The sequence below is a fragment of the Pseudoalteromonas sp. C2R02 genome (assembly GCF_018860845.1).
Classification (GTDB): Bacteria; Pseudomonadota; Gammaproteobacteria; order Enterobacterales; family Alteromonadaceae; genus Pseudoalteromonas.
In genome coordinates this window covers 33,880-56,343 of record NZ_JAHKQC010000032.1, presented here as the reverse complement: position 1 = coordinate 56,343, position 22,464 = coordinate 33,880, and the positions used below count along the sequence as shown (strand labels likewise).

Sequence of the window (22,464 nt, the reverse complement as noted above, 5' to 3'; positions counted from 1 at the left end):
CCTCTAATAGTTTGTTTCTTTTGATAGTTTTTCGTAATTTACACTTGTCATGCTTATCAACACCGTGGATACTAAAAACTAATTTGGCTAAATCAATGCCAACAACTTTAATTAAAGACATATGGGCTCTCCATTATTTGACTGTTTGCACTTTCAATATGGCACAAATGCCAATTGGATGGGGAGTTCATATCATTCGTTAGATTTCTATTTAAGTATGAGTCATGATTGAGCTATTAATTTTTGGAGTTATTTTTCTTCTTTGCCTAAAAATGAATGAGGGGAGAAAATTTTGTACAACAGATAGTGAATGGATTGCTTACGAAGGCTCTTTTCTTCAAGGAATAACTGTTCGTAGCCATAACTCAGAATATTACGAGATTGGCTTTCATCGAAAATTATCATTTCCACCCATGGGACTCTATTCTTATGTCTTTGACAAAAATGAATTTTCTCATTTAATACATTGCCTCAAAAATAATATACCAAGTAAGCATAAAAGTAAGGGGTTGAGGTCATTGAAGATCGTAAGTGCACCTAAAAACTTTGAGGCGCTTATAACAGAGACTACACCTATTAGTTGGCAGCAAAGGCTGGTTCAACGTGGTCCGATAGACAAGTTAATTGCAGACTACGATGCAAACAAAATCTAACAAGAGACTATGGCGTCAATAGTTAATTTTACTCTTTTGGCGCTTCCTATAAAACTCCATCGCTAAGCATTGAATTTAAGATCACAATCATCTTTCTGACACATGCAATCAGTGCCACTTTTTTGGGTTTACCAGCGGCAACTAACTTTTTATAATGTGATTTAAATACTGGGTTTGATTGTATAGCTGACATCATAGCCATGTATATAACTGTGCGAATTTGGTGCCTACCTCCCTGGATTTTTCGCATTCCTTTAAACCTTCCACTTTTACGGTTTATTGGTGCACTTCTATTTTGAGTGTGGGTAGACTCAATATAGCCCCAGAAAACTGGTTTCAACTCACTTCGAAATCGACCAAAGTATACAAGGGGCAGTAGGGCGACTTCAAAAGTTTGATAATTATTGTGTAAACCTAGATATTAAACGGCAGGATGATTACAAGCAATATGAAAGGTTAATGGCGTAAAATTTAGACCATCAATATAACCACTAGATAATTAAAACACCTTAGTTTAGTGGGATCTACTATATATTATCTGCGCTGATGAGTTCATTTTTTACCGTTTTTTAGTGTCTATGTTGTTAATGAAAGTTATTGACTAAGAACTATCTCAGTGGTTCGCTATTTGGTAATAATTTTATTTTTTAGCCTCATCTATTAGTCTTTTTAAACTATGGTTTAGGCTTGTATTATTATTTTTAGTTTAAATTTTAATCTTTTTTGATTTCTCTTTCGTATATAACTGTAAGCTTTTAGTAGGAGAATTGATCATGAATGCGAAAGAATTGAATATTGGCGAGTGGGTTGAGTATAAACAACATCCTGTTTCTATAGTTGAGATTGATACTCAAAATGAGCGTGCTGTGATTTGGGACAATCAAAATAACAGTCGGCTAAACGTAAGTGTGAAAGAATTACATGATGATCCACAGTGTCACTGTGATTCTCATGTATATTACTAGGTAAATAGGTTCTTTGATTTGAGTGTATTAAAATGCACTTATTTTTATACCAAGATACGGATACATACCAGCTTTTGATATCTGGTTGTCAATTTTAGTTAAAGAAGTGATTGGTATAAAGTAATAGCCGCTTTAAAGTAAAGTGGCTATTTAAGGCTTTATTAGAGTTTCTTGAAAGGTGATTTTTAGTTTATTAATCACTAAATCATAAGCTTAATAAGATAACGATAAATGTTAACTAACACTTATCGTTAAATTGCGATTACTTTAAATCCTCAGGACATATCGAAGCTGCTTCATTAGAAGCATGGGTATAGTCATAACATAAGCTGTTATACTTAATTTCAATATTTCTAACTGTGCCGTCGCGGTCTTTAAATATTTCATTTTTGTCTGCATCATAACAATGTAAGAAACCATCACCTACTACACAGGTATTTTCTTTATGTTTAATAATTTTGTATGCTCGTGTAAATTTTTCTATCAGTGATTGGTTAAAATTGGCATCGGTCCCCCAGCATTGCCACTGACCATTTTCATATTGTATACACGCATTTTCATTACCAACTAAATTAAGTCTAGCGATTGCACTGTGTGGTTGAATAATGTCATAAACTATAGGGTTTGCAACATCTCCTTTACAGCTCAATGTGTCACTTTGTGTAACAATACACACTGCATTATCTGAAAGCTTTATTTGTTTAGGTTTGTTGGTTTCTACCTCAAAATCTATGATTTGATCATTGTAAGTACAATAAAGCTTATTATATTTTAAAGAACAGTAAATATCTTCGTTGCTATTTTCATAAACTCTGAACATGTTTAATGACATGTCTGTTGTTGTGCTGCTACCTTGTGTTGCGTAAGAGCTTGATAAAATCACATCACCATAATGATAAGATGAACTTATAAATTCCGCTTCGAGAGGTGCAATATTGTGTATTTCACCTGTTCCAGTTTTTACATCCCAATTAAGATTGTGCTCTACCAACACACCGTCATGATAAAGTTGACTAAAAATCTTTACTGTCGAGCCGCTGAAGAAGCTTTCTGTATAACCTGGGTAAATACTAAAATGTGATGGTAGGGCTCTGAATTTAAAGTATTTATATATTTTGTAATCACCAATGTAAGCGGTTAAACTTAACGTCATGTCTTTTTCTTGTGTTATTAAATAACTCAGTAATTCTATATTGATAAGATTGTTATTGAGAGTTGCTTGTTTTACGTCAAAATTAATTAGTGTAAAAGGCATATCAATTGAAACAGAATCAATTAATTCATAACTGCCAGTCATTACAATGTCGAACAATTTCTTTTCACCATTGTAAACTTTAATTAGCTTATCGGTTTCTAATTGTAAATCCATTTCTCCTATAAGTGCCTCTTCACTAAATACTCTAATTTGTTCTGATAGAGTAGTTTGAGAATTGTCTTGTAAGGTAACAATGGCTTCAATTTTTATATCTATATAAAGTCCAGTATTTACTGCTGGAATTGTTAAGCTAATTTGATGATTTTCAGTGTGATAAGCATCAGATGATAAATTATCAACATGCCATTGAATATCTGATATCTGTTGTGGGTTGTCAGTAATGATATCAATGAATACTTCATGTCCTTTTACTGCAAGGGTTCTATTCGCTTTCAATGAAATCTCTGAGTATTCAACAATATCTTTAAATGTAACAGGGATAGTTTTGATTAAAGTTTGATTTGCAGCTGAAACCGTTACTTCTAAAATATGGTTTTGATCTGTATCTACTTCAGGTGTAGTAAAAGAAACGGTAGTTGATTTATCATTATTTAGAACGGTTGAATGTGCCTGCCAACGCCACGATATTTCAGGTTGTTCATCGCTACTATTGATATTTACGGTAACTTCACCCAATTCACCTTCATTTACACTATAGCTATTGGGCACAGTTATCGCTAAAAACTCACTATTTTGCGGCTTTACTGTTATGTTTACTGGCTTTTGAGTCATTTTTCCACCTGATTCAACACTAATAATGCCGTTAAAGGTTGTGGTTTGATTAACAAAAGGCAGTAATATTCTTAATTGAGATTCGGCTGTATTACCGTTTAAGTTATTTTTTTTGAATAAATCCCCCATTAATTGTTGGTCTAATTGCCAGTTTATTTCAGAAATTGTATATGCAGAGTCTATTAAGGCATTTATTTCCAGATAGGTATTTTCAATACCAGTATAGTTTTGTGCTAAATCGATGTTGGTTTGCTCTGATTTTGGCAAAATACGAATCGTAATATCTTGATATGTGTTGGCACTTTTACTATCTGTAGCAGTTAGGGTGAGAGAGAATTCTTGCTCATCGCTTACATCAGGTAATTGAAAACTTGTTTTATTTAATGTGGAATGTGTAATTGAAATCGGTGCTTCGTTTTTTGACCATACCAATGTAATTGGATCATTTTCTGGATCTATCACACTATGCTCAATCGTAAGTAAACTCCCACTTTGCCCAGAATAACTTGTTGGAACATCAATAATAGGCGCTTGATTACTTGCCGGTTTTATAGTGATAGATTTATCTGAACCGCCACCCCCGCAAGCTGATATAAAAAAAAGACACAATAATATTAAGTAATGCATTTTCTATCCTTGTTAAAACATTAACTCTAAAATAGGTACGTTGACTTAATTTAATGTTATTTTAAAGTGTAAAGGGATAAGCGGCCGGAAATATTATGTTAATACTGCGAATGTTCACAATTCAGTAAAACTTTAATTATATTGTTTAGATATATTTATCGTGATTTTTGAAGGGTTTAATTCAAAGTATTACTTATATAGCCGGCAAGATAGCAATGCTTGTCTATAATTTTTGGCTTTATTTAGTCCTTTATTCAGAGGCTATCTAAGTTAATAAATAGTATGTTTTAGAGTCTCTTATACTTAATCATTTAACACACTAATTATGGCTCCATTTAAATTTAAGCTAAGCTACAAAAATGAAGCTAACACTACGTTGGAATCATTATGATTTAATTGTTCTAATATATGAATATACACTCATATTTTTAATTTGGATAAACGTGGCAGTACTAAGCTTAAACTTTATTCATGACTATATATTTTTTAACTTTTTACTATATGATTAATCAGCGTTAATGTATTAATCGGTGTTTTTTACTTTTTCTAAAAAAGATTCTGAGTACTAGTGTAATTTATTAAATAATGCTTTGTTTATGAAAGTTAGATAAATTAATAAAGGAAATGTTAATGACAATTATGCAAAAGTGTTATTGGCTTGTTTTAACATTAGGTAACGCATCAAGTTTTGCTTTGTGGCAATATCATTCTGATGATATGACATTTATTATTTTGATGATGAGTGTGCTATATAGTGTTGTGGGTTTCTACGATATTTACTTTTCCAAGCATAGTCTAAACCGTCTTTATCCCGTTGTGGCATATATGCGTTATGGTTTAGAGTCTTTTCGTGTAGAAATTCAGCAATACTTTATTGCTAATGATACTGAAGAAAAGCCTTTTAACAGAGAGCAGCGTTCTTTGGTTTATCAACGAGCTAAAAACACCCGAGACACCATCGCTTTTGGTAGCCAACAAGATTTACTGTCTGAAAATTATTTAAGCCTTTGGCATTCATTGGCACCTAAAACTGTATTAGAAGAGAAAAGAAGAATATTAATAGGTGGCCCTGATTGTTTGCAACCTTATAGTGCATCAAGATTAAATATTTCAGCAATGAGCTTTGGGTCATTAAGTAATAATGCGATAGAAGCACTTAATTTAGGCGCAAAAAAAGGTCAGTTTAGTCATAACACTGGTGAAGGTGGCTTGAGTCCATACCATTTAAAGCATGGTGGCGATATTGTTTGGCAAATTGGCTCAGGGTTATTTGGCTGTCGTAATTTAGCTGGTCAGTTTGATGAAGCTGCTTTTAAAAAAAATGCCCATTTACCGCAAGTAAAAATGATTGAAATTAAGTTATCTCAAGGTGCTAAACCTGGTCATGGCGGTGTATTACCTAAAGCTAAAATTACCGAAGAAATCGCTAGAATTCGTTTAATTGATCAAGATAAAGACTGCATTTCACCCGCTTCTCATCCAGAATGTCACTCCCCTAAAGGATTAATTCAATTCGTATCTAGGCTTCGTAAACTCAGTGAAGGAAAACCAATCGGTTTTAAATTGTGTATTGGTAATCCCGCTGAATTTTTATCTATTTGTAAAGCAATGATAGAAATGAATATCTATCCAGACTTTATAACGATAGATGGTGCTGAAGGCGGCACTGGGGCAGCACCCGTGGAGTTTTCTAATCGACTGGGGATGACCTGTTTAGAATCTGTTTATTTAGTGCATAATGCATTAATTGGCTTAGGAATTAGGGATAAAATTAGAATTATCGCATCAGGTAAAACAGCATCCGCTTTTGATTTGTTAAGTAAGCTGGCAGTCGGTGCAAATACAGTTAACGCAGCACGTACTATGATGCTAGCTTTAGGGTGTATTCAATCTCGTCATTGTAATACTAATTTATGCCCAACTGGCATTGCTACTCAAGACCCTGCAAGGAGCAAAGCCATTGATGTAACAGTTAAAAGTGAGCGAGTTAAAAATTTTCAAGTTAATACTTTAGCTGCTTTTTACGAACTAGTTGGCAGTATGGGAATAGATGACCCTAATAAACTATTACCGCAAATGATAAAACGACGAACGCCATATGGTTTGCAAATGTCTGTCGGAAGCTTAATTCCCCCTTTAAAGAATGGGCAATTGCTTAAGGATGATATGCTTGATAACTGGTCCACTTGGTGGCAACAAGCAAAAAGTGATTCTTTTTATGTTTTTGATGATGTGATATTAGCACCGCACGAATTGAAAAAGTAACCCTAGACTTAAGGGTTTGATTTGCTTTTTAACAATGTGAGTCAGATTCAAATTATTTAGCAATTTCATCAACTATACTTATAGCATATTTTATTTTAAAGATACCTTATGCGAATTATTGTTGTATGTTTAATGATACACTTTAGTGTTTTATCTTATGCATCTGAGATTATTACAATTGATGTCGTAACAGATATTGCTGTATCTGATCCAAAAAGCGAATTAGATTTGATTACAGGATTAATGGTTCATATAGGCGAGAGACTGCCATCCCAATTTAAGCTTAATTTAATAGAAGGTAGTAGAAAGCGAGAGTGGAGACAGCTAACTGATAGTGATAATGTGTGTCTTTATAATAAAGTTAAAACCCAAAAACGCGAGGCGATAGCGCAATTTTCTAAATATCCTATCGCAACATTTCCAGCTAATCGACTAACGATTCTTAAAAGTAAAAAATCAGAAATACACTCGTCAGAGCCATTAAAAGAGGCCATTATTGATCGACAATTAAAGATAGGAATTACTATTGGTAGAGCCTACGGAAAATATATCGATGATTTTATAAAAGCTAATAGTGCTTTATTTATAAAAGGCGAAGGACAAACAAGTGCAGATCGCCAAAGAAAAATGCTAATGAAAGGACGTTTAGATGGGGTGATTGAATATAGTACTGTATTTATTAATCAATTTTCTGCAGAGAAAGTAGGACAAGAACTCGAGTTTCTAGAAATTGAAAATACTCAAGCAAGCATTTTTGGCTATATCGCATGTTCTAAAAGTAAACTTGGGTTGAGCATTATCAATGAAATTAATGAAATCATGAGCCAAGAAAATATCCAGCAGCATATTATTGATTCTCATAAAAAAGCATTTTTCAACCCACAAGAACAGCGGATTATAGCTAAAGAATTCCATAAAAAATTTAAACAATAGCTTATTTAAGCATACTCACGTTTTAGCTTCATTTTCTAGCTGAGTAATTTGATCGTTAATTTTTTCAGCTTCAGCTGTGATCATTGAATAAGATCTAATATCACCATTTCTCTGTGCATGCATTGCTTGCTCAAGTTTGTCTTTATATAACTTATCTAATTTTTTGATTGGGTCTTTTTTAAAAAAAGAAAACATAATTTAAACCTGTAATTTTATATTACTTACCAATACGTATGGGAATTACATTAAGTTTATCTGTTTGTAATAAATTTCAATAATTAAGATTGTAAGGTATTTACATATTGTTTCATTTATTTTCGCTTAGTAATTAATTCTAAAAATTATATATGTCATTATAAAGAAAACTAATAATAAGGCCTGACTTTGGATTATATTGAAATTAATAGGCAAGCATGGAACAAAAGAACTGAAGTTCATGTTGACTCTAAATTTTATGATGTTGAAAAATTTCTAAAAGGAGCGTGCTCTTTAAACCCAATAGAATTAATAGAAGTGGGTAATGTTAAAGGGAAGTCACTACTGCATCTTCAATGTCATTTTGGACAAGATACATTATCGTGGGCACGATTAGGGGCAAGTGTTACTGGCGTTGATTTATCATCGAAGGCAATTGAGTATGCAAAAAAATTAACAATACAAACGGGGCTTAAAGCAGAATTCATTAATCAGGATGTTTATGCTTTTGGTATAAAAAACCAGCAAGAGTTCGATGTTGTTTATACTTCTTATGGGGTATTGTGTTGGTTAAATGATTTAGATCTTTGGGCTAAAACCGTATTTGATTCGTTAAAGGTAGGTGGTCAAGTTAATTTAGTTGAGTTTCATCCATTTAACGATCTTTTAGGTGGCTATTCATATTTTAATAATCAACAGCCCGATATTGAATATGAAGGTACCTATACCGAAAATTGCACGGGTGAGAAATCCACCGTTGTCACTTGGCCACATACAATGAGTGATGTGATACAGGCCCTTATAACAGCAGGTATTACCATTGAAAGTTTTAAAGAGCATGTATATAGCCCATATGATTGTTTTGAAGGGTTAGAATTAGTAGCAGGTCATGGCTATCAAATGAGATTTAAAGAACAAAAAATACCTTTGATCTACTCCATTAAAGGAAAAAAGCTCGCACTTTAAATTTATTCAATCATTTTACATTTTAGGAACTCAATGAAAACAATAATAAGGTTATTAATGGCGGTATTATTTATTATTGCTGCACTAAGCTTATATAGTTTAGGCAATCAAACTGGGTCTTTTATTTTCATGATATTAGGTTTTTTGTTTGAAATGGCATTCTGGTTTAATTTATTTCCTATCAAAAAGAAAAATAAAGGGTGCTAATGTGATCAGAGCTGTAACTGATTTAGATATAAGCGAAATAATCCGTATTTATAATTATTATGTAATTAATACGGCAATCACTTTTGAGAGTGAGCCAGTATCGTTTGAAGATATGGTGTTGAGAGTTGAAAATACGAAATCAAGTAATTTACCTTGGTTAGTCGCCCAAGATGATGATGTTATAATAGGTTATGCGTATGCAAGTAATTGGAAAGGACGCTGTGCTTATAAACACTCTGTTGAAATAACAGTGTATTTAGATCATAAAGCCACAACTAAGGGATGGGGTACTAAGCTATACACCCAACTATTAGAGCAATTAAAAAGCACAGGTTACCATGTTGCAATTGGAGGTATCTCTTTACCCAACCCAGCTAGTATCGCGTTACATGAAAAATTAGGCATGAAACAAGTCGCGCATTTCGAAGAAATAGGGCATAAATTTGATCAATGGATAGATGTTGGCTATTGGCAATGTTTAATTAATAAAAGCAATAACACACCAGAATAAGAATTATCAATGAAAAATATACAATTAAGAAAAGCGATTTCTGCAGATCTAGAAACATTATTAGTATTTGAACAAAACGTATTAGAAGCTGAGAGACCTTTTAACTCATCTATTAAGCCACTTGATGCAAGTTATTATGACTTAAAGGGAATGATAAATGATGACAATACATGCTTACTGGTTGCTGTTAATGATAGCGAAATTATTGGCTCAGGTTACGCCCAAATCAGACCATCAAAAACATCTTCTTTAATTCATGAGGTCCATTCTTATTTAGGTTTTATGTATGTAGATCCTGAGTATCGCGGTTTGGGCATAAATAAAATGATTATAGATAAGCTTATTGAATGGACAAAGGGTAAAGGTATTTATGATGTTTACCTTGATGTATATGAAGATAATCAAGCGGCAGTGAACGCTTATGAAAAAGTAGGGTTTAGTAAGTCTTTAGTGGAGATGAAATTAAATTTAAAATGAATGAAATGGTAAAATCAAAATTTGATACTTATCCAGAAGATATTAAAACAAAACTGCTGCTTGTTAGAGCGCTTATTTTTGAACTTGCAAATGAGCTGGGACTGGGGCAGGTAACTGAAAGTTTAAAATGGGGTGAGCCAAGCTATCATGTAAAAAATGGCAGCCCTATTAGAATTGATTGGAAACAAAAAAATCCAGAACATTATGCAATATATTTTAATTGTAAAACTAAATTAGTTGATACATTTAAAGTGTTATATACAGATGAATTAACTTTTGAAGACAACAGAGCCATTATTTTTAAACGCACAGCGTCACTACCCACCACACAAGTAAAACACTGCTTATCACTTTCTCTGAAATATCATAAAGTTAAAAATTTAGTACTACTTGGAGTATAAATATAGCGCATTTTTAATACTGCTCCTATCAGTATAATTTTACTGTATTAATTTCCTAAATAGCTTTAGCATGTTAAGTATCATCTAAGAAAAATAATAAAAAGGAATCGCATGTTTGTATCTTATGACCAGTGGATGAGAGGTACTAAGCTAGGTTTAACTAAACCGCGAAGTCAAAAGTTAAAACAAGTTGATTTAGCTCTCGAACAATACGATTTACTCAGAACACAAAAACAGGTTTCTTATCTTAGAACATGCTTCAATACATGGAAGCTTTCAAAAGGTGTAGAATGGGAAGAAAGTAGCCGAAACCATAGAGATTTGGTAACAGAGCTAGATAAAATGCTATCTCAAAACGATAAATTATTGTCACCTATGGATGCTATTCTTCAAGAGCAACAAGCATTATTACATAACTTATTTAGAGAACGAAAGCTTCATAGCCGCACGCTATTCGGTTTGGGTAAAAAGAAGAAAGTTACAGCATTAAATCAGTTAAAAAGAATAAAAGAGGGTGGAGATGCGGCTAAAGATGCGATTAAAGGCACAGCCCAAGCTGCAGGAAATAGTAAAAGTGCCTTAACAAAGGCGATGGAAAGTCTCTGTAGTGAGTTGTTTAATAATACCGGTACTGCTGGCGAGATAATGGAAGAGATAGCAGCTGAATTAGGTCAAGGTTTTATGGCCGATTTAATCACTGAAATGCTGCCTTATGCGGGGGTATTACGCTCAGGTTATAACGTAATCGATAACTGGAAAAAAACAGCAAAGAATTATTATACTAAACATAAAGTGACAAAGTACGAAGATGTTGCCAAAGCGGGAGACCCTGCAAAAGCAGTTGCAGCGATTGAGCGTTGTGTCGATCGTCAAGCTAAGCATTACTTAATTAAAGCTGGCCGTTCAACGGCTTCTTTTTCTGCAAAAGTAGCCGTACATGCAACCGGTGCTGGCGGAGTGGGTGATCCTATCATAGGTGGAGTATCAGCGATGGCGAGTATCGTTCAGCTTATTCATGAAATAGGTAGGGATTTCCAGGAAAAGCATGCTATTAATAAAATGCTTACCAGCGGTGAAAAACTAGATTATACCGTATTTGATACGTGTCCATTATTAGGTTGTTATTATTTAGTATGTACAAATACATCAGATGTCATTGATGTAATGAACGAAAATATAGGCGGTGAAGAATGGTTAAATGAAGTTGAAGATTTAGCCAAAAAACTAGAAACTTTGAAAAAAGCCGCACGTAAAATGATAGATAAACACAGGTATTACTTTGATAATATGCCAAACTTAAAAATGTCATCTGAAATGATGAAAAAGAAAGGCATTAAAATATCTAAGCAAGATAAACTTGCTTTTTACTTACAGCAAAAAAGGGCTGGTATTCCAGTTTAATTATTATACCAATCAATACAAAGGGCACGTTAAGTGCCTATTTTATTTACCTGAATTTAGAGGAATAAATTTTACTTTTAATTGAAATAGTATTTTATAAAGTTGAGTCTGAAATTTACAATTTGGTTTACACTATAAGAATAAAGTAAATTTTTGAATGTAAGGCTTAGTTATGACTTTCTCAATCAACAAACCTACATTAGCGACCAGTCAAATTGACTTATTAGCCAAAAAGAAGCTAGAAAAAATGAAAAACTATCATCTGGTTATAAGATCAATTCGGCTAAAGATGATGCTGCAGGCTTACAAATATCAAACAGATTAACATCTCAGATCAATGAGTTAAATCAACGAACAGTGAACTCACAAGATCAAGTTAATTTAAATAATGTTACTGAAGCACAACTCTCCTCCATCACCAGTACATTATTTCGAGCTAATGAATTGTCTATTCAATCAGGGAACCCATTATATTCTAATAGTGCAATTCAAGGTGAATTAGACCAATTAACACAAGAGATTAACCTTGTGGCTGAACAGGCATTGGGAGAGTCGAGTTTTATTTCTGGTTTAGATGTAAGTGATCCTACTAATACACAATTAGCGATAAATGAAGCTTTAGAAGTAGTGAGTGCCAGTGCTACCGCATTAGGTGCAGATACAAATGGATTAAATAGTCAAATATCAACATATGAAACCTCTAGTATTAATAGCAGCGCCTCTCGATCTCGTATATTAGATACCGATTATGCAAAAGATACTTCAGAACAAAAAACTAATAATTTACTATTACAGGCCTCATTGCTTGTAAAAAAAGAAGATGAAGAGAGAAAAGGTTTATTAATTAACAAATTAGTCTAAATTTAAAGTACAGCCAAAACACGATTGTATTAATAAACGATTAAAAGGTTAAAGTTGATGAAAAAATACTTAATAATTTATTCAGTTAAATTAATTACTTTAAGTTTACTATTTAGCATTACAGCTTGTAAAAGCACTAGTCCGATGAAAAACGCACAAGACTATTGTTTAGAACACGACAGAGACCAATTTAAATACTGTGTAAGATATAGAAAAGACTATTTAACTGAAAAACAAAAAGTGATTGCTAAATTTAAATCAAATACAAAAAGGTGTGAAGAGTACGCCATTTATAAAACAGGCGGGACGTCTAATCAATGCTCTAATAATAATGATATCGTTAAAACTGCGACAGCATCCGTATCTGGGAATGTAAATTCACAACAAAACTGTAATATGCAAAGTAATAGGGGTAATCAATCTAACAGCAATTCTGTTCATCAGGTTAGAACTGACATGAAAAAAGATGATTTAGCTAAACAGTGTATGAAAGACTTTGGATGGAAAAGTGATAGATCATACCGTTTTGAATTAAAGGCATTAAAACAAAAATTTGGTTATGCTGATCTTTAAGTCCAGTTAAGTAACTTAAATGCTATAAAGAGATTAACTATCATTGAAAGTCAGTACTAAGATATTGGCTTTTTCTTTTTTATGCTAAATATAAAATAAATTGTTAGTGAATGACTTTTTCGGTTAAATGGGTGATTTCAATATCTGATTTATTCTCAAATAATATATGTCCAAATATTTGCATCAATTCAGGGTCAAACTTGCCATTGTCGGCATGTTTTTGTAATTCAGAAAACGCAGCATTGCATTCCCATTTTTCACGATAAGGCCTCCAAGAAGTTAAAGAGGTATATGCCTCTGAAATCGCAATGATCCTCGCCCCAAGAGGAATATCTGCACCCGTTAAACTATTTGGATAACCACTGCCATCAAAGTATTCATGATGGCAAGCGATAAGGTTTAACATAGTATGATTTTGATAACCCATACTTTTGAGTTTTCTTAATCCTTCTATTGGGTGTTTAATAACTTCAGAAAATTCAACTTTATTTAAACCTCCTCGTCGATTTAGCAAATGGTGAGGGATAATTGACTTTCCGATATCGGATAAATAACCCGCTTCTAAAATATCCTTTTTTTCTTTATCAGGTAAGTTTAATTTATCAGCTATGATGTAAGCTAAAAATCCCACTACACGTGAGTAACCGATAGAGCCATCTAGGCATTCAACGGGTAATAAAATATCTTCAGGATATTTAACTAGGCGTTCAACCTCAGAAATATACATATCTAATAGCAATTTAGGAATAATCTCAGTATCGTATAAAGGGTTTTTTATTGAGATAACACGATATAAGTGACTTGGTTTTTTTCGACCTTTAATTGGCACGTCTTTTACAACATCAGACTCCAATGATAATTCAGCAAATTTTATTTTAATTTCAGAATTTTCAGGGTCGAGATCCATCGCATTTTTATAGAATTTTTTTGCTTTATCAAAATCTCCGCCTTCTTCATAAAGTATCGCTAGAATACATGCTTGCGGGGCTGTTTCTCTTTTATGCCAAATTACGAGTTCTCTATTAATTTTATCAGCTAAATCACTAGACATTTCTAAGCGTTTTTCTGAAATATAAATAGACTCAATCTCAAAGTATTGTTTAACTTCCTCATAGGTATCAAGGTCTATAGTAACTTCACCTGGTTTACATAAACTTTCTATTCTAGATGCCAAATTAACAACATCTCCTAATGCAGTATATGACTGTCGTTTATGCCCAATTAAACCAATAATAGGTTCTCCTGTTGCAATACCAATACGCATCTGCCAAGGAAAGTCATCATGTTTGAGTTGCTCTTGCATTTTTAAAGCTGACATAACTGACATCAATGCATGACACTCATAATCGATTGGTGCACCAAATTCCGCCATTATGCCATCACCTACATATTTATCTATATGTGCTTTATAAAGCAATAATACTGACTCCATTGAGGCTAGATAGTTATTTAGGTCGGTTATTACAACTTCAGCACGTCTTTGTTCTGAGTAAAGTGTAAAACTCACTAAATCACAAAACAAAATGCTGATCCGTCTTTTTTCTGTTCTTAAACGTTTTTCAATCATTAACTTTACAACTGCGGCATCCATGGTTGAATAAAGTGCATCTTCAATTTTATGTTTGTGTGTTTCAATTTCTTGTTTTGATTTTTCTAAAGTAGAAGTACGTTCAGCAACTTTTTGGTCAAATTTATTAGCAAATTCTATTAATTCAGTTGTTGTTTTGTTTAAAAGCTCTGCGTTGTCGTCAAGCTCACTACTCATTTTACTGGCTTCGAGTAGCTTTTGTTTTAATTGTTGGTTTAAGTAACCAACAACAGAACCGCTTAAAATTAAGAAACCGCCCCATACAGAAATGCTGGCAAGTAAAGATAAGCTGTCATTATCTACATAAAACTTAGCTGGGAAATAAAAGGCATACACAGACACCATAATGATAGAAAAAACAGCGCCTAGGATCGCTTGTTTTGTGCCTAAATAAGAGGCACCCATCAGTACAGGGATAAAGAAAAAACTTAAAAATGCGAGTTTATGCGGGAAAAAATAAACTATAGATGAAACACTTACTAATATGATCAAGATGAAAAGTTGTTCAAAGTTTTTTAATAAATAATTTTTTAACACTAACATGTTAACTTCCAAGTTCACTGCCTGTCATTACAAAATATAGCAACAAATTTGTGGATAGGTAGTTTTTATATAATTTACAATTTATACATCAGCTTACTTGGTGTAATGAGGATAGTTATATCTATACTAGATTTATATTTGTTAAAATATAAGTACATGGAGTATTTATGGCAGAAACAGAAACGACTTCAAATAGCTCTGAAGATGAATTATTTGGTCACCCAAAGGGGCTATATGTTTGTTTTGCCACTGAGTTGTGGGAAAGATTTTCATTTTATGGCATGAAGTATCTATTGCTTTTATATGTAACTAAATATCATTTATTTTCGGATGGTGAAGGTTTAGAGATTTTAGGAGCATATGCAGGATTAGTTTATGCATTACCTGTGATTGGCGGCATGTTAGCTGATCGTTACTTAGGAATGCGCAAAGCGGTATTGTTTGGAGGGATATTATTATGTTTAGGGCATTTGCTAATGGCTGTAGAGGGGCATCAAGCTGTGCAGTATGCTGCAGGAACTGTATTACAATCTGATATTACCTTAAATGATGGCTCAATCATGTTAGCAGGTACCATTTTAACACAAACAATTAAAATACAAGACTTTGCAGCACTCAATGTTTTTTATCTTGCTTTAGCGTTTATTGTTGTAGGTGTCGGTTTTTTAAAACCAAATATATCAACCATAGTTGGCCAATTATATGAACAAGATGATCCTCGAAGAGAGTCGGGTTTTACGATTTTTTATATGGGCATAAATTTAGGTTCATTTGCTGCAACAATTATTTGTGTGTATTTAGGTGAAGCTTATGGTTGGGGTTATGGCTTTGGTGCAGCAGGAATTGGCATGTTGATAGGTTTACTTACTTTTATAAAAGGTGGCAAATATTTAAAAGGCTTGGCAGAGCCTGAATATCCAGATGTGTTATATAAAAAGCTTTTTGGTTTTATAACTACTGAGCATTTAATTTATATTGTATCTATCTTGAGTCTGAGTGTATTTTGGTTGGTAATACAACATGAACCTATGGTATTTGCGGCGCAGCAATTATTGTTATTGGTTTCTGGTGTAGGGCTCGTTGCTTACGCAGTGCTAAAAGGTACTAAAGAAGAAATGCAGCAAATGATAGTGCTTATGGTATTAATAGGTTCAACTATTGTGTTTTGGGCTTTATTTGAACAAGCTGCAGGTTCTATGACTTTATTTGCTGATCGCGTTGTCGACCGTAACTTAGGAGGAATTGAAATTGCTGCAGGTCAGTTTGGCTCATTAAATGCTGGATTTATCATTTTATTAGCACTGCCATTCGCGGCCTTGTGGGTGAAGCTTGATAAATATAATTTGAACCCAAATATTCCTGTTAAATTTGCTTTAGGGATCATTCAAGCAGGACTTGGATTTGGTGTTTTAGTATTAGGAGCTCAATTTCCAAATGAAGCAGGTCAAATTAGCTTATGGTGGTTAGTATTAGCTTATCTTATACATACAACAGGAGAATTGTGTTTATCACCAGTTGGTTTATCTGCTGTGACTAAACTGGCAATACATAGAGTAGTGGGATTATCTATGGGAGTGTGGTTTTTGGCTACGGCACTGTCTGAAGTCGTTGCGATGCGATTAGGCAAACTTGCTGCGATAGACACTAATGGGGCTGAGGTTAATGTTTTTGAAGCCGCAAAAACCTATACCCAATTATTTGAATTTTTAATGTGGGTAGGTATTGGTTCAGGTGTTTTATTATTATTGTTATCACCTATATTAAAACGCGCGATGCATGGTGTGCGCTAATTAGGCCTCAAAATAATGTTAATTATAGCAATTAATGATGTAGTTGCTTTTTAAAAAATCGAGACCAAATCTTCATTGAAAAATACATGATAACTGTAAAAATGCATAAAGCAATTATGCCAACGATAGCTTCCAAAATTGAATCCACCTAACAATATAATACATCTGTAAGTATAGTGAATGAGATATTAAAAGGTGAAGTATTATTCAATAATAAGGCTGGGAAGTTCGAGCCGTGTACTTAATACATATAAAAGAATCGTCTCGTTTTCAGTTATTGTTTTATCATGTTTTATACAAAACTCTAAAGCGTGTAATAACGCATTTTTATTTTTGATTGGCAATTTAGCTAGGTAATCTAAATGCATTTTAGCCTCACTTAAATTTAATGCGTTTAGACTTAAAATGGATTGTTGCTTTACCTTAAAAGCTGATGCTGTATTTGAATAAGCAAGTTGTGCCTGTTCAAGGCTATCTGATCCAAAATGCGCCATAATACTGATTAAATATCGCCAACTGGTTAATAACTGTTTTTGTGATTTCAAAAAGTTTACTTTATTCGGTTTTACTAATTGATAAGTTAATAATTCATAAAAAGCCCAAGCTGAAATTTGATTTTTATCTCCTAGATTTATAACTTGAAGTAAAAGCGCTGTTGTTTGCTTTTGCATATTTTTATTTAAACAGTGAAGGGCACTGATTGCGATTTCAATCAACTTAAACTTATTTGTTAGACTGACACTCGCTAATCAATTTTCACATTTATCCAAAGTATTTAAATCAATTAATTCACTTTTCGAAATCAACTTGAGTTGTTTGGTGCTTTGCTCAAAGTCATCACTTAAAATTAATAAATTAGTCAATACAATAACTTGCTTTGGGTCGTGTGCAATATCAATTAACTCGTTAGACACATCATTTATAAGTGGCTTGATTGTGACATTTTTACTTTCAATTATTTGCTCTTTAGTTTGTTCATATTGTGCACGTGAAGCAGATAACATCATAGCCTGATAATTATAAAAATTACTCCTTTCTCTTTTAGCTATTTTATTATTAAATCTAGGGTTTAATTTTTTTATTCTGCTTAATAAAGGTGGGTGAGTGGAAAACCAATTAAACCAAGTAGAGAGGTTGACGTAAAAAACAAATGACTATATTGATGTTGATAGTGTCGCTTTATTTTATTGGTTTTTAATCCTGCTATTACTTGTAAAGCACTGGCTAAGGCATGAGGGTTACGATTAAATTGTGTTGCAGTTGCATCTGCTAAATACTCACGTTGTCTGCAAATGGTAGCTTTAATCATATCGGCTAATAGGGTGCCAATTAAACCATAAATCACTAAAAATAAACCAATTAAAACAGTAAAACCAAATGGATTATTTTTACTAGTAAGCCCTTTTGAGTTATGTAAAGCATGATTAATTAAACCTTCACCAATCAAACCGATAAAACTAATTCCAAAGATACAGGCTGTTAACCTGTTATTTAACCGGATATCGCCATTTACGATATGGCTAAACTCATGTGCAACCACAGCTTGTAATTCATCTCGTGTTAATTTCTCTAAAGCGCCTCGCGTGATACCTATTATGGCATCTTTGCTATTGTTACCTGCTGCAAATGCATTAATATTAGAGTGATGCTTAAGCAAATAAACGTGTGGTACGGTTGTATGGGCTGCAATTGCGATTTCTTCTACAATATTTATAAGTTGTTTTTCTAAAGGGTGGTATGTATTTGGCGGCACAAGTTCAGCGCCTAATTGTGTGGCTATGACAGCGCCGCCTTGTTTTAACTGATGATATTTATAGCCAACAGCAGATAATATAATCGCCACCATAGTAAATGAAATAACCCAGTTGATGAAACTAATTCTTTTTGTTGTGATTTTAAGATGATTTAAGTATTACCTTCATGTTAGTTTAAACTTTAAGACCTACATACAGAATTAACCAATGAATCAATTTCGTAATAAAACAGTTTTAATAACCGGTGCGTCGGCAGGTGTGGGTGCACAAACAGCCAGAAGTTTTGCAAAATTAGGTGCCAACCTTGTTTTGATTGCAAGAAATATAGAAGCGTTAAATAAAATTGCTTCAGAATTAGAGAAAGCAACACAAGTTTTAGTAATTCCAATGAATGTGACTGACTCTAATAAGTGTGATAAAGCGATTAATGAGGTAATTAACAAATTTGGTTCTATAGATGTACTAATCAATAATGCTGGTTTTCATGCTAGGGGTAACGTTATTGCCAATAAGCCAGATGATTTGGCAAACATGGTTGAAGTGAACTTAACTGCACCTATATATTTATCTAGTTTGGTTTTGCCTTATATGAAACAAAAGAATAGTGGCGCTATAGTTAATGTTGGATCACTTGCTGGGCGTACGCCATTACAAGGGGCTGCGACATACTCCGCAACAAAAGCTGGGCTACGTGCATTTACTTATGCGTTATCTGATGAAGTTCAGGAAACAAATATTAATATAGGACTCGTATCTCCAGGTCCAATTGATACAGGTTTTATTATGGATGAAATTGATAAAGTGGAGGATATCGTTTTTTCACAACCTATGAGTACAGCTCAACAAGTAACTGACGCTATTATAAACGTAGCAAGCGGTGAGGCTGTAGAGGTATCTCTACCTAAATCTAGTGGTTACTTAACTACAGTTTCTTACTTATTTCCGCGATTAAGACGTATTTTACGCCCGATTTTATATAAAAAAGGGCGAAAAGCAAAAAAAGCATATCGAAACAGAAATAAGGCTAATGAGTGATATATTCACTCGCTGTCATTTTGTGATAAGTCACATTTGAATGTAAAATATGGCAAGGTTCAGGGTCAACAACTTCAATCGGAATATCGTACTGCCTTGCTGTCTCAATGGCTATTTGCGTGATATTGACACTAAAAGATGTGCCGATAAACACGATTTTTTCAGCTTGTAACATTTGCTGTTGTGCTTTATTTATTTGATATAGTTTAGTATAAAATTCATCAAATAATATTACATAAGGTTTTAAAGACTCATTCAATTTAGGACCGTGTTTACCTATTTTAAATAAGTCTAATAATGATTTGGTGAGTTGTGTTTCATCTACTTGATCCCAAGGTGCGATAATACGATTTACGGGTTCTCCTTGCTCATGAAATAGTGTCATTTCATTAATTCGACCATGAATTGAAATATAATGAGTATTACCTGCTTTACTATCTAGCCCATCAATATTTTGAGTAATGAGTTGCTTATCACTTAACCAGTGATGTACTTCATTAGGACCATGATGTCTGTATGTAACAAATCTATGATAATACCATTTCAAAAACTCTTGCGGATTATGCTGATACATGGCACGAGTGGCCATTTGCTGTGGTGTATAGTTTTCACTGCCTATGGTCCAAAAGCCATCTTCGCCTCTAAAAGTGGGGATGCCACTTTGTGCGCTTACACCGGCGCCAGTGATATATAAAATTGCCATATTATAATGAAATAAATTTATGTTACCTCACACTAAACATAATCTTTAGACTTAACAATATATTTAGGTAAATAATGTTAGTGGATTTAAAAGATAAAATGGGTAAAACTTGCTTCTTAATATAATGGCGTTTAGGCTAAAACTGATTTTAAAACACAATAAAGTACAGCATAGTAGATTACTTAATATCTATTATATGGCTTGAATTCTATGGTAAATAATCAAAGATGTTAGAAACAAGTTTTGCAACAAAAAAAGCTTTAATTATTGAAAGCTACAAAGTATTCCGTGATTTAATTAAAAATGCGACGGCTTCATTAGGCATAGGTCAAGTTGATAGTGTTAGAAATAGCTATGATGCGATTAAAAACTGTAAAGAACATGATTATGACATTATTTATTTAGGTTATGACTTAGGTGAAGGCAAAAAGAATGGTCAACAAACCCTTGAAGAGCTTAGGGTTAATGGTTTAATTAAACGCACTTGTACAGTTTTGATGATCACTGCTGAATCGAGCCAAGAAATGGTTTTATGTGCCATGGAGCATAAGCCTGATACTTATTTAACTAAGCCATTTACAACGAAAGAGTTGCTCAGAAGATTACTACAAACCATGGATAAAAAAGCAGAGCTGGCTCAAATATATTTAGCGTTAGATCATCAATCCGCTGAGTTAGTCTTAACTTTATGTGATGCAAAAATTAAAGAAAAAAATCGATATTTACATGATTGTTTAGCGATAAAATCAAAACAATTATTTGAACTAGGGGAATTTGCTGCGACAGAAGAAATTTGTGTGCAATATATCAATGTTGAAAATTGTTTTTGGGCAGCAATTGGTTTAGGTAAAGTTTATATGCAATATCGATGCTTCGATAAAGCAACGAATGTATTTAAAAAATTATTAGCTGATAACCCTTTATATATTCCCGGTTTTGAATGGTTGGCAAAAAACTATAAGGCACAAGGTGATTTTGAATTGGCCAAAATCACTTTAGAGAAAGCAATAGAAACTTCGCCACGATCTTTGAGTTTAATGCAGGAGTATGCCTATATTTGTGAACAAAATACAGATTATGACAAGGCAATAAATGCTTTTAAAAAATCATTAAGTTTATCTAAAAACTCCGTACATCATACACCAGATAAAGGGCTTGAATATGTAAGAGCCGTTTTTGATTACTCAGACCCCAAAGATACGATTACTTTAGACAATCATACAAAAAGTGCGATGAGAGAGTTATCAAATATTGATAGGGATTTTAAGAGTACTGAAAACAATATACTAACGTCTTTGGCGTCAGCATGTTTATCATATACTAATAAAGATAAATTAAACGCATCTAAACAGCTAGAAGTGGCTCAGTCATTGTGTAAAAGCTTAGGTGATAATTTGACGGGTGAAATTGAATTAGAATTAGCAAAAGCTTACTCGCATCTAAACATGGAAGAAAAGTCAAATTTGTTACTTTTATCTATAGTAGAAAGGTTTGAAGAGCAGGCTTGCGTAATGCTCCAAGTAGACCAATTTGTAATAGAACCACTTAGTAAGCACGGTAAGCAAGTAACTGAAGATGCGAAGCAATTAGGCGTAAATTATTACAATAATCATAACTACCAAGACGCAATCACAGATCTATCCGCTATTTTGAATATTTATCCCAACCACGTAAGTATTAAGCTCACATTGATAGAAGCATTAATAAAAGCCTACCAAGAAAATGAAACACAAATTAACTATTTAACTCGCGCTAGTAAATTGTTATTACAGCTAGAAAAAGTACCAAGAGATAATGAAAACTTTCAACAATTATTAAGTGTCAAAAAGAAAGTAATGGCTTTAAATAAAATGAAAAAAGGTAAAGAATAAAATAATTTATGAGTTCCATTTATAAAGGGTAAATCTAAGAATATTTTATTTATCCTTTATCAGGTCTTGAGTGACAATATTTAACAAAAAACATTAGCTTTGAATTAAATATGCCTTACACTGCTTATAAGATAAAAATGCTTACGGAACATCAACTT

Annotated in this window: 22 protein-coding genes and 2 pseudogenes; 15 read left to right on the top strand and 9 right to left on the bottom strand. The window is 33.1% G+C overall.

Annotated features, from left to right (window positions below):
- Nucleotides 1-121: pseudogene (locus KO527_RS12795) on the bottom strand (IS110 family transposase); the annotation flags it as partial.
- Between the two features lie 397 nt (nt 122-518).
- Between KO527_RS12795 and KO527_RS26290 the strand changes: the two are divergent.
- A complete protein-coding gene (locus KO527_RS26290; protein ID WP_289847696.1) occupies nt 519-653 on the top strand; it encodes a hypothetical protein in 135 nt (44 codons plus the stop codon).
- A 46-nt stretch (nt 654-699) separates the two neighbouring features.
- Here the strand turns inward: KO527_RS26290 and KO527_RS12790 are convergent.
- A pseudogene (locus KO527_RS12790) lies at nt 700-939 on the bottom strand (transposase); the annotation flags it as partial.
- Nucleotides 940-1,426: 487 nt separating this feature from the next.
- Between KO527_RS12790 and KO527_RS12785 the strand changes: the two are divergent.
- Complete coding sequence (locus KO527_RS12785; RefSeq protein WP_216040684.1) at nt 1,427-1,618, top strand: hypothetical protein; 192 nt, start codon at nt 1,427-1,429, stop codon at nt 1,616-1,618.
- 262 nt (nt 1,619-1,880) lie between these two features.
- On the opposite strand, the gene KO527_RS12780 is transcribed toward KO527_RS12785, so the two are convergent.
- Nucleotides 1,881-4,232: a hypothetical protein gene (locus tag KO527_RS12780; protein WP_216040683.1), complete on the bottom strand. Its 2,352-nt coding sequence runs from the start codon at nt 4,230-4,232 to the stop codon at nt 1,881-1,883.
- 630 nt (nt 4,233-4,862) lie between these two features.
- Between KO527_RS12780 and KO527_RS12775 the strand changes: the two genes are divergently transcribed.
- The gene (locus KO527_RS12775; RefSeq protein WP_216040682.1) at nt 4,863-6,497 is read left to right on the top strand and encodes an FMN-binding glutamate synthase family protein; all 1,635 of its coding nucleotides are present in this window, start codon (nt 4,863-4,865) and stop codon (nt 6,495-6,497) included.
- A gap of 108 nt (nt 6,498-6,605) precedes the next feature.
- Nucleotides 6,606-7,430, top strand: a complete 825-nt coding sequence (locus tag KO527_RS12770; protein WP_216040681.1) for an ABC transporter substrate-binding protein — start codon at nt 6,606-6,608, stop codon at nt 7,428-7,430.
- 15 nt (nt 7,431-7,445) lie between these two features.
- On the opposite strand, the gene KO527_RS12765 is transcribed toward KO527_RS12770, so the two are convergent.
- Nucleotides 7,446-7,625: a DUF6435 family protein gene (locus KO527_RS12765; RefSeq protein ID WP_216040680.1), complete on the bottom strand. Its 180-nt coding sequence runs from the start codon at nt 7,623-7,625 to the stop codon at nt 7,446-7,448.
- Nucleotides 7,626-7,814: 189 nt separating this feature from the next.
- On the opposite strand from KO527_RS12765, the gene KO527_RS12760 reads away from it, so the two are divergent.
- The 8 genes from KO527_RS12760 to KO527_RS12725 all read left to right on the top strand — a co-directional run bounded on the left by KO527_RS12760 (nt 7,815) and on the right by KO527_RS12725 (nt 13,022).
- Complete coding sequence (locus KO527_RS12760; RefSeq protein ID WP_216040679.1) at nt 7,815-8,591, top strand: class I SAM-dependent methyltransferase; 777 nt, start codon at nt 7,815-7,817, stop codon at nt 8,589-8,591.
- Nucleotides 8,592-8,624: 33 nt separating this feature from the next.
- The gene (locus KO527_RS12755; protein WP_216040678.1) at nt 8,625-8,798 is read left to right on the top strand and encodes a hypothetical protein; all 174 of its coding nucleotides are present in this window, start codon (nt 8,625-8,627) and stop codon (nt 8,796-8,798) included.
- Nucleotide 8,799: 1 nt separating this feature from the next.
- On the top strand, nt 8,800-9,309 hold the full coding sequence (locus tag KO527_RS12750) for an arsinothricin resistance N-acetyltransferase ArsN1 family B (protein WP_216040677.1): 510 nt from the start codon (nt 8,800-8,802) through the stop codon (nt 9,307-9,309).
- Between the two features lie 9 nt (nt 9,310-9,318).
- Nucleotides 9,319-9,786 (top strand): GNAT family N-acetyltransferase, encoded by a 468-nt coding sequence (locus tag KO527_RS12745; protein ID WP_216040676.1) that lies wholly within the window; start codon nt 9,319-9,321, stop codon nt 9,784-9,786.
- A complete protein-coding gene (locus KO527_RS12740; protein ID WP_216040675.1) occupies nt 9,783-10,187 on the top strand; it encodes a DUF1801 domain-containing protein in 405 nt (134 codons plus the stop codon). The genes KO527_RS12745 and KO527_RS12740 overlap by 4 nt, the downstream gene beginning before the upstream one ends.
- Before the next feature lie 111 nt (nt 10,188-10,298).
- A complete protein-coding gene (locus KO527_RS12735; protein ID WP_216040674.1) occupies nt 10,299-11,588 on the top strand; it encodes a hypothetical protein in 1,290 nt (429 codons plus the stop codon).
- 222 nt (nt 11,589-11,810) lie between these two features.
- Entirely contained in the window at nt 11,811-12,449 is a 639-nt protein-coding gene (locus tag KO527_RS26400; RefSeq protein WP_216040687.1) for a flagellin, read from the top strand.
- 57 nt (nt 12,450-12,506) lie between these two features.
- The gene (locus KO527_RS12725) at nt 12,507-13,022 is read left to right on the top strand and encodes a hypothetical protein (protein WP_216040673.1); all 516 of its coding nucleotides are present in this window, start codon (nt 12,507-12,509) and stop codon (nt 13,020-13,022) included.
- Nucleotides 13,023-13,125: 103 nt separating this feature from the next.
- On the opposite strand, the gene KO527_RS12720 is transcribed toward KO527_RS12725, so the two are convergent.
- On the bottom strand, nt 13,126-15,153 hold the full coding sequence (locus KO527_RS12720) for an HD domain-containing phosphohydrolase (RefSeq protein WP_216040672.1): 2,028 nt from the start codon (nt 15,151-15,153) through the stop codon (nt 13,126-13,128).
- A gap of 167 nt (nt 15,154-15,320) precedes the next feature.
- Here KO527_RS12720 and KO527_RS12715 point away from each other — a divergent pair, with 167 nt between their 5' ends.
- The gene (locus tag KO527_RS12715) at nt 15,321-16,943 is read left to right on the top strand and encodes a peptide MFS transporter (RefSeq protein WP_216040671.1); all 1,623 of its coding nucleotides are present in this window, start codon (nt 15,321-15,323) and stop codon (nt 16,941-16,943) included.
- Between the two features lie 203 nt (nt 16,944-17,146).
- On the opposite strand, the gene KO527_RS12710 is transcribed toward KO527_RS12715, so the two are convergent.
- The 3 genes from KO527_RS12710 to KO527_RS12700 all read right to left on the bottom strand — a co-directional run bounded on the left by KO527_RS12710 (nt 17,147) and on the right by KO527_RS12700 (nt 18,789).
- Complete coding sequence (locus KO527_RS12710; protein WP_216040670.1) at nt 17,147-17,614, bottom strand: hypothetical protein; 468 nt, start codon at nt 17,612-17,614, stop codon at nt 17,147-17,149.
- 78 nt (nt 17,615-17,692) lie between these two features.
- Nucleotides 17,693-17,947, bottom strand: a complete 255-nt coding sequence (locus KO527_RS12705; RefSeq protein ID WP_216040669.1) for a hypothetical protein — start codon at nt 17,945-17,947, stop codon at nt 17,693-17,695.
- An 83-nt stretch (nt 17,948-18,030) separates the two neighbouring features.
- Complete coding sequence (locus tag KO527_RS12700; RefSeq protein WP_216040668.1) at nt 18,031-18,789, bottom strand: M48 family metalloprotease; 759 nt, start codon at nt 18,787-18,789, stop codon at nt 18,031-18,033.
- A gap of 115 nt (nt 18,790-18,904) precedes the next feature.
- Between KO527_RS12700 and KO527_RS12695 the strand changes: the two genes are divergently transcribed.
- A complete protein-coding gene (locus KO527_RS12695) occupies nt 18,905-19,732 on the top strand; it encodes an SDR family NAD(P)-dependent oxidoreductase (protein ID WP_216040667.1) in 828 nt (275 codons plus the stop codon).
- Here the strand turns inward: KO527_RS12695 and KO527_RS12690 are convergent.
- Nucleotides 19,722-20,435, bottom strand: a complete 714-nt coding sequence (locus KO527_RS12690) for a Sir2 family NAD-dependent protein deacetylase (protein WP_216040666.1) — start codon at nt 20,433-20,435, stop codon at nt 19,722-19,724. The two genes, KO527_RS12695 and KO527_RS12690, sit on opposite strands and share 11 nt — an antisense overlap.
- A 227-nt stretch (nt 20,436-20,662) precedes the next feature.
- On the opposite strand from KO527_RS12690, the gene KO527_RS12685 reads away from it, so the two are divergent.
- Nucleotides 20,663-22,306, top strand: coding sequence for a response regulator (locus KO527_RS12685; protein ID WP_216040665.1), 1,644 nt, complete (start codon nt 20,663-20,665; stop codon nt 22,304-22,306).
- The last annotated feature ends 158 nt before the right edge of the window (nt 22,307-22,464 follow it).

Bases quoted from the DNA above. Each gene is read 5' to 3' on its own strand.
- KO527_RS12740 (WP_216040675.1), top strand. From the start codon at position 9,783: ATGAATGAAATGGTAAAATCAAAATTTGATACTTATCCAGAAGATATT.
- KO527_RS12700 (WP_216040668.1), bottom strand. From the start codon at position 18,789: ATGGTGGCGATTATATTATCTGCTGTTGGCTATAAATATCATCAGTTA.
- KO527_RS12725 (WP_216040673.1), top strand. From the start codon at position 12,507: ATGAAAAAATACTTAATAATTTATTCAGTTAAATTAATTACTTTAAGT.
- KO527_RS12705 (WP_216040669.1), bottom strand. From the start codon at position 17,947: ATGTTATCTGCTTCACGTGCACAATATGAACAAACTAAAGAGCAAATA.
- KO527_RS12745 (WP_216040676.1), top strand. From the start codon at position 9,319: ATGAAAAATATACAATTAAGAAAAGCGATTTCTGCAGATCTAGAAACA.
- KO527_RS12735 (WP_216040674.1), top strand. From the start codon at position 10,299: ATGTTTGTATCTTATGACCAGTGGATGAGAGGTACTAAGCTAGGTTTA.
- KO527_RS12690 (WP_216040666.1), bottom strand. From the start codon at position 20,435: ATGGCAATTTTATATATCACTGGCGCCGGTGTAAGCGCACAAAGTGGC.
- KO527_RS12710 (WP_216040670.1), bottom strand. From the start codon at position 17,614: ATGCAAAAGCAAACAACAGCGCTTTTACTTCAAGTTATAAATCTAGGA.
- KO527_RS12685 (WP_216040665.1), top strand. From the start codon at position 20,663: ATGTTAGAAACAAGTTTTGCAACAAAAAAAGCTTTAATTATTGAAAGC.
- KO527_RS12775 (WP_216040682.1), top strand. From the start codon at position 4,863: ATGACAATTATGCAAAAGTGTTATTGGCTTGTTTTAACATTAGGTAAC.
- KO527_RS12785 (WP_216040684.1), top strand. From the start codon at position 1,427: ATGAATGCGAAAGAATTGAATATTGGCGAGTGGGTTGAGTATAAACAA.
- KO527_RS12715 (WP_216040671.1), top strand. From the start codon at position 15,321: ATGGCAGAAACAGAAACGACTTCAAATAGCTCTGAAGATGAATTATTT.
- KO527_RS12695 (WP_216040667.1), top strand. From the start codon at position 18,905: ATGAATCAATTTCGTAATAAAACAGTTTTAATAACCGGTGCGTCGGCA.
- KO527_RS12770 (WP_216040681.1), top strand. From the start codon at position 6,606: ATGCGAATTATTGTTGTATGTTTAATGATACACTTTAGTGTTTTATCT.
- KO527_RS12720 (WP_216040672.1), bottom strand. From the start codon at position 15,153: ATGTTAGTGTTAAAAAATTATTTATTAAAAAACTTTGAACAACTTTTC.
- KO527_RS12765 (WP_216040680.1), bottom strand. From the start codon at position 7,625: ATGTTTTCTTTTTTTAAAAAAGACCCAATCAAAAAATTAGATAAGTTA.
- KO527_RS12780 (WP_216040683.1), bottom strand. From the start codon at position 4,232: ATGCATTACTTAATATTATTGTGTCTTTTTTTTATATCAGCTTGCGGG.
- KO527_RS12755 (WP_216040678.1), top strand. From the start codon at position 8,625: ATGAAAACAATAATAAGGTTATTAATGGCGGTATTATTTATTATTGCT.